The organism is Advenella sp. RU8, assembly GCF_048381675.1.
Lineage (GTDB): Bacteria > Pseudomonadota > Gammaproteobacteria > Burkholderiales > Burkholderiaceae_B > Advenella.
The window spans coordinates 256,571-283,455 of sequence record NZ_JBLWIS010000004.1 but is presented as its reverse complement, the minus strand read 5'-3'; the positions used below and the strand labels follow the sequence as shown (position 1 = coordinate 283,455).

The 26,885-nt window shown below is 45.2% G+C and carries 24 protein-coding genes; 8 read left to right on the top strand and 16 right to left on the bottom strand.

All coding sequences use genetic code 11. The annotated features are described in order from the left end of the window. Window positions 1–425, top strand: a 425-nt coding sequence (locus ACM5Q9_RS07805; RefSeq protein WP_418144162.1) for a hypothetical protein, incomplete at its 5' end; no start/stop codon positions are given. Window positions 426–479: 54 nt separating this feature from the next. On the opposite strand, the gene ACM5Q9_RS07800 is transcribed toward ACM5Q9_RS07805, so the two are convergent. The 15 genes from ACM5Q9_RS07800 to ACM5Q9_RS07730 all read right to left on the bottom strand — a co-directional run bounded on the left by ACM5Q9_RS07800 (window position 480) and on the right by ACM5Q9_RS07730 (window position 16,895). Further along, entirely contained in the window at window positions 480–701 is a 222-nt protein-coding gene (locus ACM5Q9_RS07800; protein WP_418144161.1) for a hypothetical protein, read from the bottom strand. A gap of 197 nt (window positions 702–898) precedes the next feature. Then, complete coding sequence (locus tag ACM5Q9_RS07795) at window positions 899–3,142, bottom strand: pilus assembly protein TadG-related protein (protein WP_418144160.1); 2,244 nt, start codon at window positions 3,140–3,142, stop codon at window positions 899–901. A gap of 220 nt (window positions 3,143–3,362) precedes the next feature. Then, entirely contained in the window at window positions 3,363–5,555 is a 2,193-nt protein-coding gene (locus ACM5Q9_RS07790) for a pilus assembly protein TadG-related protein (protein ID WP_418144159.1), read from the bottom strand. Window positions 5,556–5,666: 111 nt separating this feature from the next. Then, a complete protein-coding gene (locus tag ACM5Q9_RS07785) occupies window positions 5,667–6,053 on the bottom strand; it encodes a DUF3613 domain-containing protein (RefSeq protein WP_418144158.1) in 387 nt (128 codons plus the stop codon). 27 nt (window positions 6,054–6,080) lie between these two features. Continuing rightward, window positions 6,081–8,006, bottom strand: coding sequence for a hypothetical protein (locus ACM5Q9_RS07780; RefSeq protein WP_418144157.1), 1,926 nt, complete (start codon window positions 8,004–8,006; stop codon window positions 6,081–6,083). A gap of 5 nt (window positions 8,007–8,011) precedes the next feature. Then, a complete protein-coding gene (locus ACM5Q9_RS07775) occupies window positions 8,012–9,025 on the bottom strand; it encodes a type II secretion system F family protein (protein WP_418144156.1) in 1,014 nt (337 codons plus the stop codon). A 14-nt stretch (window positions 9,026–9,039) separates the two neighbouring features. After that, entirely contained in the window at window positions 9,040–9,969 is a 930-nt protein-coding gene (locus ACM5Q9_RS07770; RefSeq protein ID WP_418144155.1) for a type II secretion system F family protein, read from the bottom strand. Then, the gene (locus ACM5Q9_RS07765; protein WP_418144154.1) at window positions 9,969–11,342 is read right to left on the bottom strand and encodes a CpaF family protein; all 1,374 of its coding nucleotides are present in this window, start codon (window positions 11,340–11,342) and stop codon (window positions 9,969–9,971) included. The genes ACM5Q9_RS07770 and ACM5Q9_RS07765 overlap by 1 nt, the downstream gene beginning before the upstream one ends. A gap of 12 nt (window positions 11,343–11,354) precedes the next feature. Then, window positions 11,355–12,638 (bottom strand): pilus assembly protein CpaE, encoded by a 1,284-nt coding sequence (locus ACM5Q9_RS07760; RefSeq protein WP_418144153.1) that lies wholly within the window; start codon window positions 12,636–12,638, stop codon window positions 11,355–11,357. Window positions 12,639–12,694: 56 nt separating this feature from the next. Beyond that, a complete protein-coding gene (locus ACM5Q9_RS07755) occupies window positions 12,695–13,993 on the bottom strand; it encodes a type II and III secretion system protein family protein (protein ID WP_418144171.1) in 1,299 nt (432 codons plus the stop codon). Window positions 13,994–14,083: 90 nt separating this feature from the next. Next, complete coding sequence (gene cpaB / locus ACM5Q9_RS07750) at window positions 14,084–15,034, bottom strand: Flp pilus assembly protein CpaB (protein ID WP_418144152.1); 951 nt, start codon at window positions 15,032–15,034, stop codon at window positions 14,084–14,086. Between the two features lie 6 nt (window positions 15,035–15,040). Further along, complete coding sequence (locus ACM5Q9_RS07745) at window positions 15,041–15,529, bottom strand: TadE/TadG family type IV pilus assembly protein (protein WP_418144151.1); 489 nt, start codon at window positions 15,527–15,529, stop codon at window positions 15,041–15,043. Between the two features lie 4 nt (window positions 15,530–15,533). Beyond that, entirely contained in the window at window positions 15,534–16,112 is a 579-nt protein-coding gene (locus ACM5Q9_RS07740) for a TadE/TadG family type IV pilus assembly protein (protein WP_418144150.1), read from the bottom strand. Further along, entirely contained in the window at window positions 16,099–16,614 is a 516-nt protein-coding gene (locus tag ACM5Q9_RS07735) for an A24 family peptidase (RefSeq protein ID WP_418144149.1), read from the bottom strand. The genes ACM5Q9_RS07740 and ACM5Q9_RS07735 overlap by 14 nt, the downstream gene beginning before the upstream one ends. Before the next feature lie 92 nt (window positions 16,615–16,706). After that, the gene (locus ACM5Q9_RS07730) at window positions 16,707–16,895 is read right to left on the bottom strand and encodes a Flp family type IVb pilin (protein WP_418144148.1); all 189 of its coding nucleotides are present in this window, start codon (window positions 16,893–16,895) and stop codon (window positions 16,707–16,709) included. A 336-nt stretch (window positions 16,896–17,231) separates the two neighbouring features. On the opposite strand from ACM5Q9_RS07730, the gene ACM5Q9_RS07725 reads away from it, so the two are divergent. The 3 genes from ACM5Q9_RS07725 to ACM5Q9_RS07715 are packed head-to-tail and all read left to right on the top strand — an operon-like array spanning window position 17,232 to window position 21,464. After that, window positions 17,232–18,188 (top strand): glycosyltransferase family 2 protein, encoded by a 957-nt coding sequence (locus tag ACM5Q9_RS07725; protein WP_418144147.1) that lies wholly within the window; start codon window positions 17,232–17,234, stop codon window positions 18,186–18,188. Beyond that, a complete protein-coding gene (locus ACM5Q9_RS07720) occupies window positions 18,185–19,966 on the top strand; it encodes a hypothetical protein (protein WP_418144146.1) in 1,782 nt (593 codons plus the stop codon). The genes ACM5Q9_RS07725 and ACM5Q9_RS07720 overlap by 4 nt, the downstream gene beginning before the upstream one ends. 16 nt (window positions 19,967–19,982) lie before the next feature. Further along, on the top strand, window positions 19,983–21,464 hold the full coding sequence (locus tag ACM5Q9_RS07715) for a hypothetical protein (protein WP_418144145.1): 1,482 nt from the start codon (window positions 19,983–19,985) through the stop codon (window positions 21,462–21,464). A gap of 51 nt (window positions 21,465–21,515) precedes the next feature. On the opposite strand, the gene ACM5Q9_RS07710 is transcribed toward ACM5Q9_RS07715, so the two are convergent. Continuing rightward, entirely contained in the window at window positions 21,516–23,093 is a 1,578-nt protein-coding gene (locus ACM5Q9_RS07710) for a hypothetical protein (RefSeq protein ID WP_418144144.1), read from the bottom strand. A 187-nt stretch (window positions 23,094–23,280) separates the two neighbouring features. On the opposite strand from ACM5Q9_RS07710, the gene ACM5Q9_RS07705 reads away from it, so the two are divergent. The 4 genes from ACM5Q9_RS07705 to ACM5Q9_RS07690 are packed head-to-tail and all read left to right on the top strand — an operon-like array spanning window position 23,281 to window position 26,858. Next, on the top strand, window positions 23,281–24,153 hold the full coding sequence (locus ACM5Q9_RS07705; RefSeq protein WP_418144143.1) for a decaprenyl-phosphate phosphoribosyltransferase: 873 nt from the start codon (window positions 23,281–23,283) through the stop codon (window positions 24,151–24,153). Between the two features lie 10 nt (window positions 24,154–24,163). Further along, complete coding sequence (locus tag ACM5Q9_RS07700) at window positions 24,164–25,465, top strand: FAD-binding oxidoreductase (protein WP_418144142.1); 1,302 nt, start codon at window positions 24,164–24,166, stop codon at window positions 25,463–25,465. After that, window positions 25,462–26,217, top strand: a complete 756-nt coding sequence (locus tag ACM5Q9_RS07695) for an SDR family oxidoreductase (protein WP_418144141.1) — start codon at window positions 25,462–25,464, stop codon at window positions 26,215–26,217. The genes ACM5Q9_RS07700 and ACM5Q9_RS07695 overlap by 4 nt, the downstream gene beginning before the upstream one ends. Further along, window positions 26,214–26,858 (top strand): HAD family hydrolase, encoded by a 645-nt coding sequence (locus tag ACM5Q9_RS07690; protein ID WP_418144140.1) that lies wholly within the window; start codon window positions 26,214–26,216, stop codon window positions 26,856–26,858. Before ACM5Q9_RS07695 ends, ACM5Q9_RS07690 begins: the two co-directional genes overlap by 4 nt. Window positions 26,859–26,885: the final 27 nt, after the last annotated feature.

Below are 26,885 nucleotides of genomic sequence, written 5' to 3'. Positions count from 1 at the left end.
AATTAATGTTTGGGGCCCATCTTTACTATTCACCCATAGGTTTTTTGATTCTTGCAACGAATCTCATCATTCTTTTTCACCTACAGCCATTGACACCTCTTCTATGGATCTGTTTTATTGTTTCCGTTTTTAAGCGAAGCTCCCATCATAGAATTAGAAAAAACAATAATGAAGAAGTTACCCCCATGTATTTTATTATCAGGAAATTTGTAAAGCATTGGGGAATATGGTTTTTTATATTAACAAGTCCCCCAGTTCTTAACTGGATCTATATAAGCAATTTAAACATACCCAATATGGGAGACTTTACTAAACCAATCATCATGGATTTTTTAAAATCGCTCGTATTAAGCATTCCTCTTGGATATTTTTCAATGATTTACTTTAAAGACTCTTGGGATGTATCAAATAAGAAAATTTCTTAACCGAACCCAATGTCCACTCCCACGCAAAAGTGAACTGCCCCAGGCTTAAATCACTTACACCTCAACCATCTGCTTTTTTTTGCCCTGTACGCAAGCTGCTTTCACATCAAGTGGGGTTAGGACAAAATCAAAAGACGACTGCCAAATGGTTTGACCGTTTTCCACACGCTCATAAGGTGCAACCAGCGTATCCTTAACGCCAAATATCGCTTCCCTATTGCTCAATATACCCAAGCGCTTTAAAAATCCTGGCAACAATACGATTTCAGATTTCAAAACGACCTTTAAGCAAATCCTATTCAATTAAGCAATGTGGCAAACCACCAGAAGAAACAATATTCAGCATGTCAGCCGACTAAAGTGCAAAAACAAGCATTCAAATTGGCCTACATTGATTAAATATAAGCATACCAGTAAGTTTAAACTGACCTTGAAGTCGTTAAAACTGGGTTAACGAGGCATTTTATTGCTTGTTAATAAACCAGCTGGGCGGGATCGCATTCAATAGCCAATGCTGTCACATCAGTACGACCCAACTCAAGCCCAAGCACATCATCAAGCAATGAGGTTAATACCAATCCAACACCATTCAGAATGGGTTTCAACAAGTTCAAAACCGGTTTTAACAAAATACACAAAGCACCATTACAACTCACCTCATTTGAGCTTTGGTTAAGGATTGACTGAATTTCCGCACTGTTCGGATCAACCGTCAAAACCTCGTTCTGATGTTGCTTAAACAGTTCAGTAAGATTATGTTTAACACAACTATTCCAGCCTAACAGAGAACTTAACAACCCCGCACAATTCTGAAAATTATTGCCTATCCATGGCACAGCACCCACAATCTCGAGTACTCCGTACGGGATGCTGGTATATGCATGAAATGCTTCCTTAAACGTGCCTGTTTTCCAGGTAGATGCTGGACACGCTTTCAAAACACATGAATAAGGGATAGCATTATCAAAAGTAAAATTTACCTTTAACAAAGCAGGCATATAGCCAGTTTCACTAGGACTTCCACTTCCATTCAATACCAAGTCAGTTACATTCTCGACATTATAAAACCCAGCATTATCTTTACTTTTTTCCAGATAAGACTCTACAAGATCCGGTATAAGAGACGGATTCTCAGTATATGTACCCTCCCAGCCATCCATCGTTGCTGGAGGCCTAAAAAGACCACTCAACAGATTAAGCAATCCTGTTACCACATTATCTACCGTATCACCCAATTGCAATGAATTTGGCTTGGTAGATACAGTCTGACCCACTTCCAAATTTTTAACCAACTCTGGATATTCCAAGGCAGGAATATGCAATTTACCCGATAAAACAGGGGCATGTAACAATTTAATCAACAGTTCTTCCTGTAACCCCTCCTCGCATCCACGCTTGTCAGACATAATTGAATTTTCATCCATTTTTCCAACACATACATTCAAAATCCGTGATGTCACAGATATATCCATGGCAGGCGGATTTCTGAAGCATTGCAGTTTTTCCAACTTTCCTGTCCCAGAAACGATATCCAATGAAATGGGTAAATGAATACGGGTTCCCAAGATATTGCTAACCAGAGGTTTCAACAAACCACCCAGCAATTTATCTGTATCAATATCAAGCCATAAACGAATCTGAGCGCTATGTCCGGTTGTACCAACCGGGCCTATGGCAATCACAGGTGGCTCCACAATAGATAACTTTGCCTTTGCAAGCCCCAATACATTCAACCCTGGCACCTCAAGTGCATGCCCATTGGCACCAATCGCAATCGCCGTTTTCAGGATATCCCCCAGACCCAGTTGGACATCAAGAGCAGCCTCCAACGGATCATCTTTACCTATTCCCAGAAATGCAAATAAACCAGGTTGATTGTCTGCACTACCAATCGGGATTTTTATGTTACCAAGATTCAAATCCAATAACTTTGCCCTTAAAGCATTCAGCTGAACACCCAAAACCGAATCTGTCACTGCATTTACTGATGCATCCAACAAATTCAACAGGGTAATATTGTCTATATCGGCCACTCCATTAGGGGTAAGGGCTCCCAATCCCCCAATCCCTAAATCCACGCCCAACAAATCCAGTAATCCTGCTGGTGTAATTTTGGTATTTGCCAAACCCTCTGAATCCAGTAAAGTCAGGTTATCTACATTAAGACCGACCAACCCCAACAAACCACCCAATAGCGCACTGTTATCAAACCGTAGCAATTGCGAACCCAATTGAAATGCTGCAACTGGTGTACTGCTTTTTGCTATGGCTTCTACAGCAATAACTGCTGACGAGGAAAACGGCATGTAGGGTAATGCATCGTATTTTATGATCGCGTGAATTGCGTTAAATCTTCCATTAACAACGGCCTTTTCAAAATGTCTGGGTGCAGGCAAGTTATGTTGCCAATTGCCGCACTCTACCGTCATTGTTATATTGTCTTCCCACTCTTTTAATCCGTGCCTTTTAAAATTTTCTTTAGCACTTGCCCGCACGGCGGAATCGACATCCTTGCACCCAGCACTTTCAGCTTGTGCATTGCTTAACAACTGCACCCCACTCAGCACTGCCAAATCCACCGTATTCTGCAACTCCCGCTTCATGAAGAAGTAATAGCCAATCTGAACACCGCCCAACAGAATCAACCCGACCAGCAAGGAAACAACAAACGGCAGGATGACAGAGCCCCGCTGTTGGTTGATAGCCTTTTTTTTCATTTAAACACTCCAGAATACCTGCCAATGCCTCATCAAACTTTTGCAAGGGAAAGCGAGCAAGTTTTTTCTTTTTTCTGTTTTAAGCAAAAAATAATAGAACTCAAACTTGCGTTATAAACACATAAGACCGACTTGATCCGAAAACAAACAAACCAAGTCAGTTCACATTAAAACAATTTTTTTATTAGCCATAACACCAGGAACGATATTTACACAGATCTCAATAAACCAATTGGGCAGGATCACACTCTATATCCAGGGCTTTAACTTCTGTACGCCCCAGTTCAAGCCCAAGAAAATCAGCCAGAATGCCTGATAAAACGCCGCCCAATCCATCAAGAACCGGTTTCAATAAAATCATTACCGGTTTGATCAAAATACACAACGCACCGTTACAACTGACGTCTTCTGGATCCCCATTCAGCATGGCCTGCATTTCTTCTGACCCCATTGGTACAACATAAGCAGGATGCTGCGCCATCAGCTGCAACAAATTATGCTTAACACAATTGTTCCAGCTTAATAATGAACTTAACAGTCCCGCACAATTCTGAAAATCATTGCCCATCCACGGCAAGCCGACGATATTAAGCAAACCATATGGCACGCTGGTATAAGCATGCAAAGCCTCTGAAAAACTACCTGTTTTCCATAAAGATGGATCACACACGTACAAAACACACGTTGTTGGAATTGCGTCATCAAAAACAAAATTCTCGGTCAGCAACGGTGGCAAATACGCCTCTTCTCCCGGATTTCCACTTCCATCAAGCACTAAATTAGTTATATTATCTACGTTATAAAATCCATTAACCTTGCTGTACTCCAGATAAGACTCCACCATCTTTTCCCGCAAACTATCTGTTGAGGACTCGGTAAAAAGATCCCCTAGTAAATTAAGCAATCGCGTTATCAAGCTATCAATAGTAGTTCCCAGCGCAAGACTATTAGGTTCGGTAGCACGTACGGGTTGCTCACCCACCTCAATATTTTTCAGCGTTTGCTTATCTGTTAACAGCGGCAGATGTATCTTGCGAGCGATCGTTTCCACGCCAAACAATTCAAACATAACGGTGTCTGTCAGAAAAGTCTCACAACCCGCCTTGTTCGACATAATATTTTCTTCTGTCATACCACCAATACATACATTCATGATTTTTGATTCAACAAGAACATCAATGCTATGTGGATTCCTGGTGCATTGCAGCGTTTCCAATTTGCCAGTGCCTGAAACAACATCCAGGGCTATGGGCAAATGCAGATAGGTACCCAATGCATCCAACAACGGACCCAACACCGGAATATTCCTGGTATCTATATCCAGCCATAACCGCACCTGGGCATTATGGGCACTTGTACCAACGGGTCCAATCGCAATTGTAGGCGGGCTCACAACGAATAATTCAGCCGTTATCAATTGATTTGCCAATTCTATCCTTGTGCCTTCCAGGGCATGTTTGTTATAAGCAATGCCAATGGCGGTTTTCAGAAGATCACCCAGGCCGAGCTCTACGCCCAAGGCCGGCCCCAGCAAATCATCTCCTTTGCCAACACCTAAAAAAGCAAATAAACCGGACTGCCCTTGACTACTGCCCAAAGGAATATCCAAATGACCCAGATTGAGGCTCACCAAAGTACTTTTTAAGGCCTCTAATCCCACTTTCAAAGGTGAATCACCCACCACCTCAAGAGAAACACCAATCAGGTCCAACAAGGTCACATTCTCAAGACCCAACACATCATTCGGGGTTAAGGCAGACAAATCATCAACTTCAAGTTCCAGGCCTAACGCCTCAAGCAAACCTGCTGGAGTAATCTTGGCATTAGCCAAACCACTAGAGTCCAGCAAAGTCAAGTTATCAACGCTTAATCCCACTTCTCCCAATAAACTCCCCAGAGGAGCCTCGCTATCAAAATCCAGCAATTGCGCCCCTACCTGAAAAGCGGCAACCGGTTCCCTGCTTTTGGCAATGGCTTCCACGGCAATATCTGCCGCTGAAGAAAATGGCACAAACGGTAATACGTTATGTTTTATGGTTACATGCAGGGCATTATATTTATCATTAACGGCTTGAGCGACAAAGTGCCTAGTACCTACTATATCCTCATCCCAAGTACCACAAGTCACCAATAATTGTTCATCTGTGAGCGTTCCATGGCGTTCAAAGTTTTTTCTGGCACTGGCCTTGCCGGCAACCTGCGCTTTGACGCAGTCCTCAGTGGAATTTTCACCATCGCTTAACAACTGCACGCCGCTAAGTGCGGCCATATCTGCCGCATTCTGCATTTCAAGCTTCATGTAAAAGTAATAGCCCAACTGGACAGCACCCAGAAGTATAAAACCCACCAGCATTGAAAAGGCAACCGGCAAAATGATTGAACCACGCATTTTTCTAACAGCTGATTTTTTCATCTACATACTCCGGGAAAGCGGCATGCGAACAGGAAACATCACGAAGCGATACTTGAAGCTGATCCGGTTTCCTGCAAAACAGGAGACTGATCATGCAAACAGGCAATCAGATCAGTTACTCGGGTCTTCAATTTTTTCTTCAAACCATTCCGGAATGGCATGATTGAAACTGTTCAGGTAGCGGTCCCAGGCAATAGTGGCGGTGGCGCCCAGCATCGTGTGGGGTGTACCCGGCCGGTTGGCATCGGCCTGCATGGCTAACAGTGACCGAGTGGTTTTACCCAAGGGCTCGGGAGGGACATATTTGTACAAAGAAGTATCTTCGGCAAAACTGCGTGACTCAGGGAAAGCATGGGTTTTCTTGCTGGCAGAAGGAAAATGAGGATTCACACCAGTACCAGGCACATCCAGTGGAGCGGTAACCGCCCCTTGTGCCATGACCAACCCCGGCAAGCATAAAGCGGTAAAAAGCACCGCACGAAAATTCAATAAACTCATGGTTATAAACCCTTAAAAATAACTTGATTACTTCCGTTTAAGAATGAAATCACCACCAACAATTGAAACCTCATCAAGAATGGCGCGATCAATAGCACTGGATTGTGCCCTTGGTTTTGAGGAAGGAATAGCTTGTGACAATGCTTTTGATGACGCTTTTTCCGATGCTGCCTGTGCCTTGACGGCCAAACGTTTTGCTTCGGCTTGTTGTTGGGCTACTTCGGCCAGACGTTTCTCTTCGGCCTGCTGTTGCGCCAGTTCGGCCAGGCGTTTCTCTTCGGCTTGCTGTTGGGCCACTTCGGCCAGACGTTTCTCTTCGGCCTGTTGTTGCGCCAGTTCGGCCAGACGTTTTTCTTCCGCCTGCTGTTGGGCTAGTTCGGCCAGGCGTTTTTCTTCAGCCTGCTGTTGCGCCAGTTCGGCCAGGCGTTTTTCTTCAGACTGCTGTTGGGCTACTTCGGCCAGGCGTTTTTCTTCAGCCTGCTGTTGGGCTACTTCGGCCAGGCGTTTTTCTTCAGCCTGCTGTTGGGCTACTTCGGCCAGGCGTTTTTCTTCAGCCTGCTGTTGTGCCACTTCGGCCAAGCGCTTTTCCTCAGCTTGCTGTTGCGCCAATTCTGCCTGGCGTTTTTGTTCGGCTTGCTGTTGGGCCACTTCAGCCAAACGTTTCTCTTCAGCCTGCTGTTGGGCTACTTCGGCCAGACGCTTCTCTTCAGCCTGTTGTTGCGCCAGTTCAGCCTGACGTTTTTCTTCCGCTTGCTGCTTAGCCACTTCGGCCAAACGCTTCTCTTCAGCTTGCTGTTGATCCACAGGAGGCCAAACAAATTCGGGTTGCATCATCGCAATCGGGTCATTGCTAGGCGGCGCCATTGGCAAGGGCTGCTCGTTACCTCGAACCAATTGTTGTGGCTGCTGCTGTGGGGCTGCTCGTGCAGGCTCGGTCGCCCGAGCAGCCTGCGGCTCTACATTAACCAGTTGTGGTTCAGGCTCAGGCTGGATTTGGGCATGCGGTTGTGCATCAGGCCGGGGCTGGATATCAGCTGGCAATGGTGCACTGGCTGGCAACTGCAACTCAAACGACTGCTGTGGACTGTTTTGTGCCAGATTGGAGCGTGAAGCCGATGCTATATCGTCCTGTTTTTTTTTAACCTCTTCAGAAGAAGCCCTAAGATTATCTACTCCCCTGACCACGTTATCGTCTTCACGGGATTGCGTGCTGTTGGATGCCTGCACAGGTACGGGTGGCAAGCGACGCACCTGATCGGCAATCGCATAAATTTGCTGACGGGCCTGTGGACTCAGGTTGGCGGTTTGCATCACCTGCTCGGCAGCCGGCGTAGCGCCTCGCACCAACAGGTAAAGGGCCATATTGCTTAACACTTTAGGGTTTTGTGGCATTAATTCGGCAGCCTTGCCGATAGGAATACGGGCGCCTTCAAGATCCCCCATACGCATTCTGGCATAGGCAAGATCACTAAGAATAACCGCGTCAGCCGGGGCGGCTAACGAAGCATTTTCCAGGTTTTTGGCGGCTTCGGCAAAGTCACCACGTTGACCAGCCATCAAGCCAAGCCCGTGCCAGGCCTGGGCCTTTTGCCGGGTTTTGGTCAGGCGGCGGTAAATTTCCTCGCTTTGCGCAATTTGGTCTGTTTTTCTCAGGGCTTCGGCACGCAAAATTTCCACATCAGGAGACTTGCCATATTTGACATCAAACTCATCAATAAACGCCAAAGAAGCGAAATAACGCCCCTGGTCCTGGGCTTCCTTGATGGTCATGATCAGCAATTGTTCTTTTTCTGGCGCTTTCTTGCGCGCGTCATCCATTTCCTGACGCTGAATCATGGCCTGTTCTTGCTGCTGGTCTTCCATCAGCCGCCAGGCCGAATCCGAAGAGCTGTTCACACATCCTGCCAATACACTTGCACATGCAATCGCTGTTGCTTTCTTCACCAATTTCATAACTTTCAACCACCTCCCATTCGAGATAATCCGCGGAACACGGCAATAAAGCCAGAGCCTGCGGTCACAATCATTAACGCTGGCAGCAAGGTCAATACCATGACTCCTGTCATCTTGACCGTCAGCTTGCCAATTTTTTCTTTCAATCCAGCGCGGCGCTGTTCGCGCAGGCGCTCACTAAAACGTTGTAGGGGTTCCTGTACGGCACCACCATGCTTGTCTACTTGCGCAATCAGATGACAAATGGCGCTAAGATCATCATTATCCAGGCCATTGATCATGCGTTCCATTGACTGTTCGCGCGGCAAGCCACGATTATACTGCTCTACCGCAACCTCCAGCTCCAGACTAAGGACAGGAAAAACCGCCTTGAAATCCTTAACAATAATATAAAGGCTCTGGTCCATTGACATGCCTACGCCCTGCAACAAGCGCAACAGGTCCACCAACAGTGGCAATTCATCATCAACGGCTTTCTTGCGATTATTGACCCGGCTCATCAAGATCCATTTAGGCAACATCCAGCCCAGCGCAAAGCCAAAGAAAATGGAAAGGGCATAGGTCATTAAATGACCACCCATGATTTTTATAGGGCCCGTCACAAACAGTAAAATGACCGGTAAGCCAATGCATAAAACAGCCCGGGCAAATGAAAACAATGCCTTTGCCTTACCATAGTCTTCAAAACCGCCCAATTCCAGGTAAGCCTTGTCTTCTTCGGCCAGCAAGACATCACCAAAACGGCCCTGACCCCATCGCGAACCCAGTTCCGCCGCCTTAACCACGGCATTTTCCAGACGCTGGTGTTCATGGCCAACCGTCTCTTGCTCACCGGGAAAAGCCAATGTACTGGCCCGCGCCCGTTTATTCAGTACCTCATCGATCTGGTCTTTACTTTTTTCCTGACGCACCATGGTTTCAATCAGGTAGACGGCCACCACCAAAGCCGCGATTGCCAACAGCACCAAGGCACCTGCCTGCAGGCCTGAAGGGGTAATATAACTTGTTAAATCCGGCATTTCATTTCCCCCTGCTACACAGACTTGGCCAAACGATACAGCCAATAGGAACCGGATATCTGCAACACCACAGCGCCCACCAGCATGACCTGGCCAACCGGGTCTTCCCACATGCCCATAAACAATTCATTGTTGAAAACCAGAATGAAACACGCCAAGCCTACCGGCAACAGGGCCAGCACCCAAGCCGACAGGCGCAACTCGGCCGACATGGCCTTCATTTCCGCACGGGCTTGTTCAATATCACGCATGAACGCCGACATCCGCTCTAGTACCTGGTCACTGCGCCCCCCATATTTAAGGGCGACACCCATGACGGAAGCCAGCAGATACAATTCATGCAAACCGTACTGGCGCGCCACATAATGCAAAGCCACATCAATCTCTTTACCCGAACGGTTCAGACTGACCGTTTTATCTATCACATCACGCAGAGGCAAATCAGTACCTGCCACCGCATTATGGAAAGCGGCACCCATGCTGTTACCAATCGTCATCATGCGAACCACCCGATCCAGAAAATCAGGCAACTGACGCACAATGTCCTTGCGAAGCCGTTCACCCTTGAGCCATAAATGGAATAAAGAAATGGCAATCATTAGAACAAATGCCGCACCGGCAGCAATGGTACCGCCAAAGAGCCCGGCCAGTATGGCTGGTATCAGAACGACCAGCCAGAACAAGACATAAAACCGGGTGGTTGGTACCACACCGGCACGCAATAAAAACTCATTCCAGTTTCGTGGGCCACCTTTCCAGACTTTACGCTGGCGCATGGCCTCCTCTTCTGCGGCATCTTCCTGTCCCAGACGTCGCTCAAGTTGTTCCAGCATGAACTGGTCTTTGGCTTTTCGATTACTTTGCTGGCTGGCACCCTGCCACAATACGACAGCCAATACCACCAGTACCAAGGCCATCAGGGCCAGTAAAACCACACTGTTCATTAACGCCTCCTGCTCCAGAAACCTGCGCTGGTAGCGGAATCACGTGGTATTGCCTGGGCAACAACGGGTGCCGACTTGATAACCGTTTCACGCATCTTGCCTTTATGAGCTTCCAGTTTACTGCAATGCGGCAAAATACCCATACTCACCCATTGATCGGTTTCTTCCCCATCCGGACCGGTAACGGACTCATAGCGATAAAGCTCCTGGGTAGTAATAATACCGTCACTCATGCCAATCACTTCGGTAATTGACAGAATCCGCCGCTTGCCGTTAGGAAGGCGCCCAATCTGGATGATAAAGTCCAAAGCCCCAGAAATCTGGCGACGCAAACTTTCTTCACTACCATGAAAACCGGCAAACCCGGCCAGCATTTCCATGCGATACAAGCATTCGCGAGGAGAACTGGCGTGAATGGTTGCCATAGAGCCTTCATGCCCTGTATTCATGGCCTGCAGCATGTCAATGACCTCTGAACCACGCACCTCACCAACGATGATACGGTCGGGACGCATCCGCAAGCTGTTGCGGATCAGGTCCCGGATAGCCACCTCGCCACTGCCGTCATAACCGGCCTGGCGCGACTCAAGCCGAACCACATGCTCATGGTTCAGCGACATTTCAGCGGTATCCTCAATCGTGATGATACGTTCCCGAGGACCAATAAAAAACGCCAGCGCATTCAGCATGGATGTCTTGCCCGAACTGGTGCCACCGGAAATCAGGATATTACAGCGCGAAGCAACCGCTGCTTCCAGCAATTGATAAATTTCCTCATTAAAAGTCCCAAACTTCATGAGATCTTCGGGCTTGAGCGGATCTTTACGGAATTTACGGATAGATACCAGCGGACCGTCCAGCGACAGCGGGCCAATCACCACGTTCAAACGAGCGCCATCAGGCAAGCGGGCATCCACCATCGGGGTAGATTCATCCAGCCGCCGTCCCAACGGCGCCAAAATGCGGCGCACAATGCGCATCACATGCTGGTTGTCGGTAAACAGGGCCGGCTCACGTTCCAGAACCCCCCGGCGCGACACAAACACATTGTCGTAGCCATTGATCAGGATATCCTCAACCGCAGGGTCGCTTAACAAATCCTCCAGCGGGCCCAGGCCAACCAGTTCCTTGGTAAGCGCATCGGCAATTTCACGGATCTCGGTTTCATTGACGGCAAACCGGCGAGTCCGTACAAACGAATTGACTTCGCTCTCAACAAAGGTCCTGATTGCATCAGGATTCCAGCGGGCAAACTCGGTACCCATTTCTTCAATGCGTGTCAGCAAATGCTCAAACGCATGGTTCTTCACTTCCTGAAAACGACCACTATCAATGAATCCGTCTTCGCCAAATCTGATGGGTGTCCTTATCATTATTCAGATCTCCTACCGCGCTGATCCAGAACGGCCATCCCGTCCAAAGAATGAAGTCAGCCATCCTGATTTCTGTGCCTGCGGCCGCTCTTTGCCGGCAGCCGACTCAACCAGTGTGTTAGCCAAAGCACGCAAGGCCTTGATATATGGATCTTTGGGTGCATCCTGATGCAACAGGTGCCCCTGACTGGTGCTTTTCATGATGGCCAGCATACGGTCTGGCAACGTCCCTTTCAATTTCAATCCAAAACGCTCTGCTATCTGTTCAGCACTCATGCCATATTGAAGATCGTAGCGATTGACCACTAGGGAAAGTTCAGTGGATGAAACGCCATCCTGCTCAAATTCTTTGATCATATCTGCCAGGGATACCAGCGCGGCAATGCTCTGATCGGTCACCAACCAGGTTTCATCAGCCAGGCGAACCAGTCCGGCAATAAAGGCCGGATTGGGCATGCCGCCCACATCAACCACTATTGCACCAAAATGATCACGCAGGCGCTCAACCAGAAAAAGGGAGTCGGCATGGGAAACACTATTCAACTGATCCAGGTCTCGAGGCAACGCAATCACACTCAGCCCGTTACTGTCATGCGCCATCGCCGACATCAGCATGGTTCTATCCAGGCGGCGCAAGTTGCGTGCTCCTTCCACAAAATCAAAACTGCCATTAAGGTTCAGGTATAACATGCCATCGGCCACCGGCAGACCCAAGTCCAACAGGCAAGTCCGATCATGCAGGGAAACCATACCAGCATCCGACCGGCTTTCGTCAGGCTTACCCCCGGTCTGCAAACGGGCATTGCGCTCGACATTTTGCATTTCCTGCAACAGGCTGGCCAAATGCACCGACAGCAGGGTTGCCCCCATTCCGGTTCGCACTCCCAAAATCAACACATTACGATAACGGGTATCGTCCTCTTTGCCATAGCTAAACCGCTTTGACAGGCGTTTGACCGTATCACGCACTTCCTCTGGATTATCGAGGTCTACAAAATCTTTCACGCCGGCACGTAATGCTGCCACGGCAGCACCCGGTGAACTCAGGCGTCCAACGGCAACGCTAGGCATGTCGGGTTTATGACGATTAAGCAAACGGGCCATGTCAATGGAACGGGCCAGTTTTTCATTATTCGCGTCATCAGGCACAAAGTCCAAAAACACCATATTGACCAAACTGTCATCCAGGTGACGGGTCAGGATATCAGGGGCAGGTTGCTCATGGATGAGCGTGCCCATAGCCTCCAGCGAGTCTGCCAGTTTCTTGGCTAGCTCGGTGTCTGAGGAAAAAAACACATACCGGTTACGCTTAAGCAAAATCTACTGCTCCGGAAAGATAAATAATATCTGTTTTAGCGGGAAAACCCGGGCATTTGCTCGCCCGATGCCGGCCCGACCAAATAATAGCCCCAGGCAGTTCCCACCTCGTTGAGGTTTTCTTTGCCCTGGCCGGGCAGAGGCAACTCGGTACCTTTGGCAATTGGCTTGATAAGACGTGGCGTAACCACAATTACCAGCTCCCGTTCATCTTGTGAATATGACACATTGCGGAAGAAAGAACCGATAATCGGCAAATCACTTAGAAAGGGCATTTTACTGACATTAGCCATCGTTTGGCGGGAAACCAGTCCGCTGATGATATAACTTTCGCCATCGCCCATTTCAACCGTAGTATCAGCCTTGCGCACGCGCAGGGCTGGCATCAATGTCGTCTGGTCACCGCTAACAACCGGAATCGCGTTGGCATAATCCAGCTCACTGGATTCAGGGGCTACTTTTAGCGCTATGCGCTGGGGAGACAGCACGGTTGGCGTTACCGTAAGACCAATACCAAATGGCTTATAAGAAACCGTTTGGGTACCCAGGCCACCAGCCTCGGGCACGGGAATTTCCCCACCGGCACGGAAGCTGGCACTTTGCCCGGACAAAGCCACCAAGGTAGGTTCAGCCAAGGTACGGGCCATGCCGTTTTGTTCGAGCAGCTGTAATTTAAAACCGAAATTTCGGGAATCAAAAAACAAAGAGAACCCGCTAGTCCCCAGACCGGCAGGCATCATATTGGTAGCTACCCCCCATGTACCAGAGCCCCCGGCACGGGCAGTACCCGTATTCCAGTCAATGCCCACGTCTTTCATCACACTACGAGACAGCTCCACCACTTTTACCTCTACCTGCACCATGCCACTGGTATTTATGACAGAGGTATCAATTATTTTGTCCGAAGCACCAGTAGCCCGGGCAGCTGCAGTTGAGCGCTGATGCTCAACCATATTGGACGCCTTGCCCGTTACCACTGCCTGCCCACCAGTAGCACGCACCGGTGCTTCCAGCCGCTTGGCCGATTCAAGCGCACGTTGCTCGCCAGACACCACGCTAACCTGCCAGCGTTTGGGTTCTGGGTCTTCATCAACCCAAACCTGTACATCCGTAACGCCCGGTTTTTTGGCCACCAGTAAAATATCACCCACACCGTCTTCAAGCGGCAAAATCTGCACATCCACGACATCGGGGTTACCTACGGCAATACGTGCAGGAGAGCCATTCACCTTGAGCATGCGCTGCGTATCCACCACCATGCCCAAACCACCAGGACGGGTAAAACCAGCTGACTGTGCCATGACCGGTGACACTGAAATAAACGCCAGCCCCATGGCTGTGGCCGTCAGCACCTGCGTGGCATTCCTGTTAAAGGCGGAAAAAATCTGATTCACTGAAAATTTCATTATTAAACCCATTCAACCCTAGTACTTGACGTTTTCAATTTGCGTGCCACGAATAATTTGCACGGTCTTGCCCGAGTTGCCCTGTTTGACCACGGGTGCATCAGGTGTATCTTCTGTTTCCTGCTTTTCACCGGAAAGATCAGGCAAACTCATGCCTGCGTAGGCCATATTGCCAGCATCATCCAGTGCGGCCAACTGTTCAGGCGTTAAATCTGGCTTACCTTTCAACACAGGCTCGGGCTCAGGAAACAAATCAAGATCAGGCAAGTTTTCATCTTTTGGAGCACGCAAGGCCAGCTGCAATTTACCATTACGAGTGGCCAGCAACAGTTTGTTGACTTCTTCAAGATCTACCGCCAGCATCGCAATACGTGCCGGGGTTGCGCGGGTACGTTGCCTGTCGTCATTAGCCGGTGGCGTTGCGGGGCCATCCACCGTATTGTCGCCATAAGCCAGCACCCTTACCTGGGGCAGCAGCAAGCGGGACTGTGCGCCTACATCGCCCTTGCTATTAAGGGTAAAAAACACATCCACAATATCACCCGGTGCCACCAGGTTGCCAGCACCCACAATTTCATCCACAGGAATGGTAATGGCACGCTGCCCTTCACTCAGGTAAGACGCAATTCCCATGGCCAACAGGCCCTTGGTTATGGGTTCTTCGGCAGCAATATCAAAGCGTACCACCTTGCCAACCAGGTCTTCTTTTTTACCGAAACCATTACCAGGAATGCTGGGCCACTGGTCTTCTTTCAGCATGTCAGCCTGGATAACCTGACCTGCCAGGATATCCTTGGCAGCCAAAATCACGGCCTGGGTAGGCTTGCTGGCCACCACTGGCTGCGCTGCCTGCTGAACCACCACAACCGGTTCTGGCTTGGGTGCAATAGACATTTTATAGGCAAAAAAGCCCAACACTGCAGCCAGCAAAACCAGCCCCACTGCAACGATTTTGGTAAAGTTACTCATGAAAAATCAAGCTCCTGGTAAATCTGTAATTTGTACAACCGAGGTTGCCGAGATCGTTTCTGGCATCCATGCATTAGGTTCATTGCTAAAAAGCCCACCCAGTGACTGCACCAGATTAACAAGGGGCAGGCCAGACACGGTCACTGTTAGCGTTAACTGCAAACATTGATGATTGGCATCCCAAGTGCAAGGGGTTTTCTGGGCAGGGATACTACAAACGACCTTACTGGCAGGCAAGCCGCGTAAAACCAGATCAGCGGACACCATGGACTGCGCATGATTACAGGCATCTTGCCGGAAATTGGGATTACCTAAAATACTTTGCTGCAAAGCCACACGGGTACTGTCACCGGCAATATGGGATATTTTTTGCTGTGTCCACATCAGCATGCCGTAGCTAACAATGGCAAAGCAAATAAGCAACAACATGGTAATAACCAGGGCAAACTCTATTGCCGCGACCCCTTCCTGCCGTTTTTTTACATTCAATCGCAAACCGTTAACCCCCTGCCGAACGGTCAAGCGCAATACCCAAATCTACCGAAGCACGGCCTTCAAGTACCGCAGGAACCGCCACGCTCATAATAGAGGACGGGCCCAAATAAGGAATCATGGGCGAATCTTGGTAAGGGTAATGAATGACGATTTCAAGCTTGTCAGGATCGTCAAGCTGACATAATTTATCGCCTTCAGCAAGATTTTGGCTTGCCAATGGACTTTCAGGATCGCCACTGCATACGGCAATTTTCAATTTATTACCACCTGCCATCCGGTCAACCCAATCAACATGATCTTTAGCAGCCACCATGGCACGGTTGGCACGGGCAGAAAGGGTGACTGCCGACTCGCCAGCCTGCCACTGTAAACCTGCACGTGCACCGGTTTCAGCCGCAAAATTAAGCGATTGTTGGGCGGCAAAAATCAGCCCATAGGTAATCATGCCATACAGCACCAGAAAAAAAATGATGAAAACAAAAGCAAACTCGACCGCATAGACACCTTTCTGACGCTGACTGGCAGAAACAACAAAAGACGCCTTACGCGTCTTTATCAATGTGCTGCTTTCAGAACCACGCATGCCCACTCCAGTGATACGATACCGCCCATGCCAATGCCGTTATGCCCAGCCAGGCCCCATAAGGAACCCCTCTTCTTTTTTCCTTGCTTTCCTGCCACCAGTTTGCCCGTGCCGGTAGCCAGCCTTGTGCCAATACCATCGCCACTGCGTGCAAACCGGTTAATACCGTTGCCACTAACACTACTTGCCATAAGCCTGCAAAACCCAGCAGAAAACCCAGTGTGGCGATGAATTTTACATCGCCAGCACCAACCAGTTTCAAGCTCCAGAGCGGAAAGAAAACCAGCAGGCCCATTAAAAAACCGGAAACAGACTGGCGCCAGCTTAGGCTGGTTGGTAACGCCAAAACTTCTGGAACAAACGTATTTGCCAACAAAAAACCTGCATGCACAAGCAACGCAACCAGTAGTAACTGATTGCTTATTATGCGTTTCCTGAAATCACCTACGATGACCAGCAGGCAAAAAAAAGCGAAGAGAGCGAGCCAGATGCTGGATGACATGGTTGTATTTAAAGAAATGCCCCGAGAGGGGGCACATTGCTTTTGGAAAGAAAAGGGAACTTTAGGCTCCCTTTTCTAACGGATTAGATTAATTATGACCCACCGTTCACTTCAACACTGTTAAGCTCATTACTAATTTTTCCGAAAAGAGTACTAATATTCCCACCCAAAGCAGTAAGCGCACCAATAATCGCCACCGCAATCAAACCCGCAATCAACGCATACTCAATAGCCGTTGCACCTTCTTCATCTTTCCAAAATGCCATTAATTGATCTTTCATTTTTAAATCCTCCATGGATTAAATAGTTATGAAACGGCAAAGCGCTCAATCAAAACAAAAATCTTAGAAATAAAACATAAGAGAGCCCTGTAAATAGGTAGAAACACTCATGTTTCCTAAAATCTACAACTAATAACCTAATGTAACATAAAACATTGTTTATTCGAACCCATTTTACAAAGCAAGTTATTGTTAATCTGATATTAACAAGCATATCCAGTTGTTTTTTAGCAATATTTTGAACTATAGTGTCGTTTAAAATACACAAATTTATACTATTTAATTTTCAAAAGATACTTTTGTTTTACATCCAAGCCCTAAATTACCATTTTCCTTATGCCCCTTAAGCACCTCTTGTCTGCAGTCACGCCCTCTTCCCAAAAAATAGCCATTATCCTGCCGGCCCATAACGAAGAAAAAACCGTTGCGGCTACAGTTCAGGCTTTTCAACAGGTGCTACCAAATTGTGAAGTAGTTGTGTGTGACAATGCCTCTACCGACCAAACCGCCTGTATCGCGCGTAAGGCGGGAGCACGTGTTATTCATGAACCACTAAAAGGCAAAGGCAATGCCGTCCGGCGTTTGCTGGCTACCGTTAACGCCGATATTTATATCCTGGCTGATGCAGACCAAACTTACGATGCCAAAAGTGCCCCCACCATGATCGCTTTACTGGAACAAGCGCATCTGGATATGGTCACAGGCATTCGCCAGCATACAGAAAGTCATTCTTACCGTTCTGGTCACTTATGGGGCAATGCCTTGTTTAACCGTCTTTTCGGGCGATTGTTCAAAACACCCACCCAGGATATTTTTTCGGGTTACCGGGTTTTTACCCGCCGTTTTGCCAGTATCCTGCCCATTCAGTCTTCGGGTTTTGAAATTGAAACAGAAATGACGGCCATTGCCAGTATTCTTAAAATTTCTACTGGTGAGTTTCCGGTACACTATGCCCCGCGCCCAGCTGGCAGCACCAGCAAATTGCGGACCTGGTCTGACGGTTTTAAAATATTAAAATCTTTTTTCAGGTTATTCCGTCATTTTTACCCGGCCCATTTTTACGGGGCAGTGGCTGGCCTAACCGCCTTGCTTAGCTTATGGCTGGGTATACCTGTTATTGTTGAATTCATGCAAACCGGCCTTGTACCCCGCATTCCTACCGCCATACTGGCCAGTAGCCTGGGCATGATTGCTTTTGTTATTTTTACTACGGGCATTATTCTGGAAGCCATAGCCAGAAACCGCATAGAACAAAGAAAACTGTTTTTCCTGGCATCCGGATACAAAGAATGAAATTTTCTTTATTTCGCTCCCGAAACGGGGTTTTTATTTTGGCCATTGTATTCATGGCACTTGCCTTGTTTCGGTCTACCTATACCCAGTTTAGCGATGTGGCTGCCGGGCAATTTTCAAATCCGGACAGTTATTACAAGCTGGTGCTGTTGGAAGGCTATGCGCAGGGCGAGCCCATCAATTTCAACCCTCGCGATAATGTGCCAAATGGCAACTGGATTCACTGGTCTTTGCCACATAGCTGGACGGTATGGCAACTGCACAAGGTTTTTGCCCTGTTTGGCCTGGATACCCAAAGCGCACTAATCTGGGCCGGAGCCAGCCTGACCCTGTTAAGCATGTTGCTATTAACAGCACTGGTAGCAGGCACTATTTTAAGCATTGGCACCTACAAAGCCACTTTGGCAACCGCACTGTTAATGGCCAGCAACCTGCCCTTGGCGGGTTATGGGCAGCTACAACAAATTACCCACCATATTTTCATGCTGGTGCCCATTGCGGGTGCTGCCCTGTGTGTTATACGTTCCATTCAAACTCCCAATATTGCCAGAGATTTTTTTGCCGGGCTATTGGCTGGGCTGGCTTTATGGATATCGCCAGAAACCATGCCACTGGTGGTTATTATGGTAGTGTTGCGCATGGCTATTCGCCTGCAGTTTCCTGAAACCGGCAAATTGTGGCTCATGGCAGCCGGGCTAACAGGAATGGTATTGCTGGCTTGGCTGATAGACCCGCCAGCGCCCACTTTTTCTGCCTGGTCGCTAGACCATATCAGCCTGGCCTGGTTATTGTTTGTTGGCCTTACTGCATTTGTCATGCTGGTTGCCGATTATGTGACTACCCATGATATGGTTTTGCCAAAAGCATTTGCCTGGGTGGCCGTAACAGGTTTGGTGGTAGGTGCCGTATGGCTGTTGCTAACGCCCGGTGCCACCGCAGGCGCCAGTGGTTTGTTGCCCGATGAATTAAAAGCGGTTTGGTGGAATCAGATTCAGGAGCTTAAACCCGCCAGCAGTTCCCCGGAAAAAATGATTGCATGGTTAACCACGCCAATTGTGGCTGGATTGCTAGCACTTTATTGGGCATGGCGTAAACGGTTGTTGTGGCTGGGTGTTTTGGGTATGGGCGCCCTGCTTTATGCCTTGCTGGGTGGCCTGCATGTGCGTATGGGTGCAGCGGGTGCCTTGGTTTCTGCCTTGGCTTTTGGTTTGTCTATCAGTTATTTGCCTGTGTTTGCCAACGAAGAGGCACGTCATTCTTTCAAGGCGCAAATGGGTGGGGTGTTGTTGGTGTTATTAGGGCCATTGCAATTGTTTGCCGTTATTGGTGTTGTGTTGCTGAACAATGATAGCGATATTCTTAATGCAAACAAAGATAAAAAAAATGCGTGTTCCATTCAGGATATTGCCCCGCAATTAAATGCCTTGCCTGCTTCCGTTATTCTTACCACCAGCAGTGCGGCTTCTGAATTGCTGTATCGTACCCATCATAAGGTGATTGCGGGTAATTATCATCATAATGTGGAGGGGTTGCTGGATGTGCATAGGGCGTTGCTGGATACGGAACCTTGGGACACTGCCAAAGGGGTTATTGAAAAACGGAACGTTGGATATATTCTTGTTTGCCAGTCTGGCAATGATGTCGTAACGGATAAGCCACGCTCTGCGGTTTTTTATAATTGGCTAGCTGGTTCAAATAGCATACCTGATATTAGTCCAATAACATTAAGCCAGGAAAGCGATGGTCGTTGGCTTTTATTCAAAGCCACTCAACAATAAAAATCCTGAATTAGTTATGAATCAGAATAATCTATTAAAACTGTCAGCAGCTCTATTTTTTTTACTAGGCATTTCCCTTGCTTTTTTTAATATTTGGCAACCCTATTCCTATTGGTGGGATGAACTCTACTCAGTAACAGCATCATCACTTCCGATGGAAGAAATGTTTTCCAAATTTATTATGAAAGATGTTCACCCCCCACTTTATCAAATGATTTTAAGTTTCTGGATTAATCTTTTCGGAACATCAGAGTTTGCTACACGATCGTTAAGCCTTTTATTTTCTTTACTGGCAATTTCATTTTTTTCATATTGGGCTTTAAAAAATATACCACTTGGTTTGTCAACAGTTGCAATAGTGATATTTTCAACCAGCTTCCTGTTTTCATTCTATGCCCAAGAAACCCGCTCTTATGCAATGATGTTGTTCCTGTCAACATTACTTACTATTGCCACTTTAAAATTTTTAACAAAAAACAGTTCGTTGATATTTGCACTCTTGATTTCAACTCTTTCATTATTACTGTCATTAACTCATTATTTTGGCTTTATCTTCTCAGGTCTGGTTCTTTTATACTTATTTATAACAATAAAACCACTTAAATTTAGAGTTAATTTTTTCCTCGCAGGTTTAACAACTCTAGTGTGGCCTATAGTTCATTTTTTATTAGGTAACTTATCATCTAAAACAGGAGGCGATTTTTGGATAAAATCAGAAGGAGTTCAAACAACATTAAAAATATTTTTCAATGCATTAACTCAACAAACTTTTATTTTTAAAGATACCTTTTTTTATTCAACTACCATTTTCTCGATTACAGGTATTTTTATTTATATTGGTTTTACTGCTTATTTATTCAAAATACTTCAATCCAAAAGCGTAATTTCAGGCATAACATCCAAAATAATTTTCAAATTCTCTACATCTATTATTTTTCTGTTTGTTTTTTGTGTAGCCTTAATTGATTTGCATACTCCCATTTCAACAAACCGAAATTTTATTGTTCTCCTTCCAGTTTTTTCAATTTTTATAGCTTATTTCTTTTTTGCTTTTTACCACATGAAAATTTTTCATTTTTTATTAGTTATTGCATTCGGACTAAGCGCAATATCTATTGCTTACTTAATAATAAAATCAAAACAATACCCTTTCCAAAATCATGCTGCTGCGTCTAAATTCATTTTTGATAAAGGCTTACATATTACTCACAAATTTTATTACCATAAAAATATAGACAGTAACATGTTGTATATAGAAAGTTTAATATCTAGATTTTATCTTGATAAATTAGGTAATATTGAGTTTAATCCAATACCTTTGGATTACGATGACTTAATCACACTAGATAAAAGAAAACCTTTTATATTCTTTGCTCAAAATAGCACCATCAATACCAAAAAATTAATGGCTGATTTACATGATGCCGGATACATTATCGACTACTTTGAGCCACCTCAAAAAAGTTCAGATTCAGTTTTTGTAATTTACTCAAAATAACAACTAAATTATTTACATTAAAATATACCAATATATATTTTATGAAAATTTTTAATATTCCAACTCACCATTAATTTTATTCTTAACATTATGATATCTATACATATCATAATCCGGCTTTTCAATAAACCCAAAATTTAATTTTATAATTTCGAATAACCTATTTTTATTAAAGAGTCCATCTCGTGTAACAATACGAATTGAATCCCAATATTTTTTAGTATTTTCATCAGCTAGCAGGTTTTTATTTTTTTCAAGACTTTCTTGATAATTAGTGGGAAGTTGCCTATAAAAATGGCCAATTCGCCAATTAGGATCATATTTTGCAGGCAATCTGGCCAAAAGCGGATCAGCCAAAGCACAGGTATCTATATAATGCATTCCTGGCCCATGACGTATAGAATTAAAACCCAGCTCTCCACAAATAGTTCCTACCTTTTCATTATGAATGAACCATTGTGGTTGTTTAAAAGTATTTTTTGTAGCCGCTAACAAACCAAAACGTTGATAATAGTATCCTCTCTCATCAGCCACACCATATATTGATATTGCCTGATTCGAATATGAAGAACCTGAAATAAAATTAGGAATAATATTACGAGAACCTAAAACAATAATTGAAACTATAAGCGTAATTACAATGAGTTTTGAAAAAGATTCTCTCGCAATAATAATCAATGATACAAAAAATGGTGCTGATAAAAAACGACCCATCATAAAATCACCACCAATACTTAAAATATAAACAAGATATAAAATTATTCCTATTGAAAGCCATCTATTTAAAACTGACGAAAAAATCCCAATTATGATGCCAGCCATAATGAAAAAGGCTGTTATTGGGTCCTGAATAATTACATGCAATATGTATATTAGCCCTTGAACAACTCTCTCATCTAAATCTATTCCTGTACCCAGTTTTGCATAAGCCGTATTTGGAAATGGAAACCCATAATAAAATATGGAAAACCCCGTCCACAAAACAACAGGAATGGATGAGATTAAAATTGATTTCCAAACGTGATGCTCTGGCTTTCGATAAGCGGTATAAAATAAATATATCGCCATGGGAAGCATCATCAAAAGCAAATCTGGACGATTAAGATAAAGTGCAGAACAGGATAAGAAAAATCCAGTTAATCTATTTTTACCTTTATCAAGGCACAATGATGCATAAACAACTGCTATCAATAAAATTAAATGTGATAAAGTATTTTCCAAGCCAGAAGTAGAAAAATCAACAAAAGATTTTGATAAAACAGCTGCTGCACTAATCAAAACAAGTGCCAGCAAGTTGCGTGGCTGTGTACCAAGCAAAAAAATCAATGTTGCAACAGAAATAAAGATTGATAGGAAAAAAGTTGTATAAAAAACATTCCCTGAAATATAAGAACCAACTGATAACAACAAAAACCACAAAGGGTGTGTGTATGCCTGAACTCTTTCGTCAATATTAAACGTTGGTCCAAACCCATGGGTAAAGTTTAAAACGGTTCTTAAAGTAATGGCGGCATCATCAGAAATCCAGGCTGTTCGTATTAGAACCAGCAAAAACAGGGAAGCAAAAAAAACGATTAAAACCCTGTTATGAAGCAAATTATTTTGATTGATTTTAGAAAAAAAACGCATGAAAACTCTAGATGATGTATGAAATCCTATTCCGATAAATAGGAATAAACCCGCCGACCGTTGTGCCAAAATCTTTTAACCGAAAATATAGCATTACAATCTTACCCGTTGGCTAAGCACTAAGATTGTTGCAGTAATACTGGCCAAAATTTACATTTTTCACAGGATACAAGGATACTCTGTCAAAGTGCCCCCTCTTATAAAACTCATCCGGCCCCATCAATACCTGAAAAACAGCTTTGTGTTCATCGGTCCTTTATTTGCCCATCAATGGGATTTATCAACACTGTATGAAAGCATGATGACATTTGCCGCATTCTGTGCCATGGCAAGTGCAGTGTATATCCTGAATGACCTGGTTGATGTTGAAACAGACCGTGCTCACCCAATAAAATGCAAAAGGCCCATCGCCAGCAGGGAAATTTCACCTCATCGTGCAAAAATGTTATTAGTGGCCTTGTTTTTAACGTCAGTTGGCCTGTCAATAAGCGTAAGTATTTACGTTGCGGCATGCACTATCAGTTATTTTATTATTAATATTTTTTATTCATTAAACTTAAAGCATATTGTCATTCTTGATGTATTTTTAATCTCGTCTGGCTTTATGCTAAGGATTCTAGCCGGTACGCTTGGGCTTGGTATTGCACCTTCTGCCTGGTTACTGCTATGTGGCTTAATGATAACCTTATTTATGGGCTTTTCTAAACGACGCGCAGAACTCCTTATGCTAAAAGGGGGTGACAAACAAGATCAAGCTTTAACAAGACGGGTTTTAGATGACTACAGCCCAATTATTTTAGAACAGTACATTGCCATCACCGCAGCCGGCACTATTCTTTCATACGGTTTGTATACGGTTTCACCCAAAACTATCCAACTTCACAATACCGAGAACCTGATTCTTACATTACCCTTTGTGATGTATGGCATTTTTCGTTATATATTTTTATTACACCGTCACTCAAAGGGTAACGACACGGCCAAAGATCTGTTGCAAGATCCTCATTTATTAATTACCGTCATATTATGGTTTGTCATCACGCTTTGGATACTTCAATGAGTACCGGAAAATGAAAACCCCTCTTTCCTGGAACCAACTGCCCCGTGTTTTTTCTGAAAAAATTCATGCCCTGTCTTACCGGCAAGAGCCGTTTTCAACGCATTTGCCAAAACCCTTTCTGCCTTATGGCAATGGCCGCAGTTATGGGGATGTTTGCCTAACTAACGAAGGCACGCTTTTGCTCACCCACGAGCTTGACCGGTTCATTGAGTTTAACCCTGTAACAGGTGTAATCCGGTGTGAAGCGGGTATGACATTGGCTGATCTTCTGGCCTTAATTGTTCCGCAAGGTTGGTTTCTACCGGTTACCCCCGGTACACGGCTTGCCACCATCGGGGGGGCTGTTGCCAATGATGTACATGGCAAAAACCATCATATTATGGGCAGTTTTGGGCATCATGTAAGGGCCTTTGAGCTTTGGCGTAGCGATGGTTCTATTCTGCATTGTTCAGCAACAGAAAATACAGACTATTTTAAAGCAAGCATTGGGGGGTTGGGGTTGACCGGCCTTATACGCTGGGTTGAACTGCAACTGATGCCTGTCAACAACCCATGGATGTGGGTCCAATCACAACGGTTTCAAAACCTTGATGAGTTTTGGCCATTAAACGCACAGGCCGAACTAAATTTTCCATACACGGTGGCATGGATTGATTGCATGGCAGGTGGGAACTCGCGTGGCCGGGGAATTTTGTTTGCCGGCCAGCATGCAGCCAGCCAAAGCACTTACCCTGTTTTCAAAGAAAAAACAAAAAGGGTTCCATTTTCACCCCCTTTCTCGCTCATTAACCCAATGAGCTTACGGGCTTTTAATGCGCTTTATTACCGTCAAAGCATTAAACCACATGGCGCATTGTCGCATTATGTCCCGTATTTTTATCCATTGGATGCCATCCAGAACTGGAACCGTATTTATGGTCGTCAGGGTTTTTATCAATATCAGTGCGTTATTCCACCCGACAACGCAAAAGAAGCCACGTTAATTTTATTAACTACCATTTCAAAAAGAAAAGAAGGTTCTTTTTTAGCGGTTCTTAAAACATTTGGCAATCAACCCTCAATAGGCATGCTGTCTTTCGCTCGCCCTGGTATGACGCTGGCATTGGATTTTCCTAACCGGGGTGACAAAACCCTGCGTTTATTAGCTGACCTTGATGCCATTGTGAGAGAGGCAGGAGGGGCACTTTACCCCGCAAAAGATGCACGTATGCCAGCAGATTTGTTCCAGTCAGGTTTCCCACAGTGGGAAGCATTCAGTCACTTTACAGATCCAAATTTTTCTTCAAGCTTCTGGAAACGGGTAACACCATGAATTCTTTAAAACGAGTCGTTATTTTTGGTGCCACTTCTGCCATTGCGGAACAGGTTGCACGACAATTGGTTAGCCAGGGTGCTTCATTGTTTTGCGTTGGTCGGAATAATAGCAAACTGACAGCGATTGTTAATGATTTGAAAGTCAGGGCAGGTACTAGTCAAAAAATTGAAGGTTTCTGTTGTGATCTGGTAAATATTAAACAGCATCAGACAATTATCGAGCGTGCCCAAGATGTATTGGGTGAAATTGATGCAGTCCTGATTGCACACGGTACCTTACCAACTCAACAAGACTGTGAGAATAGTGTTGACTTAACGCTAAAAGAAATTGAAACGAATGCGTTAAGCATAATCAGTTTATTGACTTTACTGGCAAATTATTTTGAACCTAAACAAAAAGGGGTAATTGCCGTAATCAGCTCGGTAGCGGGCGACCGAGGTAGACAAAGCAACTACGTTTATGGTGCCTCTAAAGGTATGGTAAGCTTGTTTTTACAGGGTTTGCGCAACCGTTTGGTTAAAAAAGGGGTTGATGTTGTTACCATTAAACCCGGTTTTATAGATACCCCAATGACAGCCAGTTTTAACAAGTCAGGCTTACTATGGAGCAAACCTGAAAAGATTGCGCAAGGTATTGTAAACGCCATGGTTAAGGGTAAAAATGAAGTTTATTTACCTGGTTTTTGGTGGGGTATCATGTTTATTATTAAACATATTCCAGAGTCTATTTTTAAAAAAATGTCATTATGAATCAGATGGCTAAAACGGATTTCAATCGACCGGTTGCGTTTTTTGATTTTGATGGCACGCTTACCACCAAAGACTCGCTAATGCCATTTCTTAAGTTTGTGGTCGGCAAACCTGTTTACTACATTAAGTTGTTTGCAATCAGCCCCGTTTTAATTGCCTATTTCTTGAAACTCATTCGCAACGACGTTACCAAACAACTTGTATTGAAATGGTATTTGTCTGGCTATCCTATAGATGAACTGTTTAATTTAGGTAGCAGATTCAGCCAAGAAATCATACCAAGCATGCTTAGAGTCGAAGGCGTAGAACGCTTGAAATGGCACCAACAACAGGGACATGAGTGTGTTCTGGTTAGTGCTTCACTTGATGTTTATTTAAGCAGCTGGGTAAAAAGAGAAAATATCAATGCCTTGTTAAGCAGCCAATTGGCTGTTAGAGAAGATTGTATTACCGGTAAGCTGGAGGGTGGCAACTGTTTTGGTGAACACAAGGCTCAAAGAATTTTGAAATGGCTAAACGGGCGTTTACCACCGTTTATTTATGCCTATGGTGATAGTAAAGGTGATGAGCCTATGCTAATACTTGCCAACGAAGGATTTTTATTCAATAAAAAACAGGGATTTATAAAAATAAAAGGATGATTTTATACGGCTGATTATGCATTCCCA

Coding starts and splice junctions, on each gene's coding strand:
- ACM5Q9_RS07795 (WP_418144160.1), bottom strand. CDS start 3,142: ATGAAAAAAAAGGCTATCAACCAACAGCGGGGCTCTGTCATCCTGCCG.
- ACM5Q9_RS07790 (WP_418144159.1), bottom strand. CDS start 5,555: ATGAAAAAATCAGCTGTTAGAAAAATGCGTGGTTCAATCATTTTGCCG.
- ACM5Q9_RS07785 (WP_418144158.1), bottom strand. CDS start 6,053: ATGAGTTTATTGAATTTTCGTGCGGTGCTTTTTACCGCTTTATGCTTG.
- ACM5Q9_RS07780 (WP_418144157.1), bottom strand. CDS start 8,006: ATGAAATTGGTGAAGAAAGCAACAGCGATTGCATGTGCAAGTGTATTG.
- ACM5Q9_RS07775 (WP_418144156.1), bottom strand. CDS start 9,025: ATGCCGGATTTAACAAGTTATATTACCCCTTCAGGCCTGCAGGCAGGT.
- ACM5Q9_RS07770 (WP_418144155.1), bottom strand. CDS start 9,969: ATGAACAGTGTGGTTTTACTGGCCCTGATGGCCTTGGTACTGGTGGTA.
- ACM5Q9_RS07765 (WP_418144154.1), bottom strand. CDS start 11,342: ATGATAAGGACACCCATCAGATTTGGCGAAGACGGATTCATTGATAGT.
- ACM5Q9_RS07755 (WP_418144171.1), bottom strand. CDS start 13,993: ATGGGGCTGGCGTTTATTTCAGTGTCACCGGTCATGGCACAGTCAGCT.
- cpaB (WP_418144152.1), bottom strand. CDS start 15,034: ATGAGTAACTTTACCAAAATCGTTGCAGTGGGGCTGGTTTTGCTGGCT.
- ACM5Q9_RS07740 (WP_418144150.1), bottom strand. CDS start 16,112: ATGCGTGGTTCTGAAAGCAGCACATTGATAAAGACGCGTAAGGCGTCT.
- ACM5Q9_RS07735 (WP_418144149.1), bottom strand. CDS start 16,614: ATGTCATCCAGCATCTGGCTCGCTCTCTTCGCTTTTTTTTGCCTGCTG.
- ACM5Q9_RS07730 (WP_418144148.1), bottom strand. CDS start 16,895: ATGAAAGATCAATTAATGGCATTTTGGAAAGATGAAGAAGGTGCAACG.
- ACM5Q9_RS07725 (WP_418144147.1), top strand. CDS start 17,232: ATGCCCCTTAAGCACCTCTTGTCTGCAGTCACGCCCTCTTCCCAAAAA.
- ACM5Q9_RS07720 (WP_418144146.1), top strand. CDS start 18,185: ATGAAATTTTCTTTATTTCGCTCCCGAAACGGGGTTTTTATTTTGGCC.
- ACM5Q9_RS07715 (WP_418144145.1), top strand. CDS start 19,983: ATGAATCAGAATAATCTATTAAAACTGTCAGCAGCTCTATTTTTTTTA.
- ACM5Q9_RS07710 (WP_418144144.1), bottom strand. CDS start 23,093: ATGCGTTTTTTTTCTAAAATCAATCAAAATAATTTGCTTCATAACAGG.
- ACM5Q9_RS07700 (WP_418144142.1), top strand. CDS start 24,164: ATGAAAACCCCTCTTTCCTGGAACCAACTGCCCCGTGTTTTTTCTGAA.
- ACM5Q9_RS07695 (WP_418144141.1), top strand. CDS start 25,462: ATGAATTCTTTAAAACGAGTCGTTATTTTTGGTGCCACTTCTGCCATT.
- ACM5Q9_RS07690 (WP_418144140.1), top strand. CDS start 26,214: ATGAATCAGATGGCTAAAACGGATTTCAATCGACCGGTTGCGTTTTTT.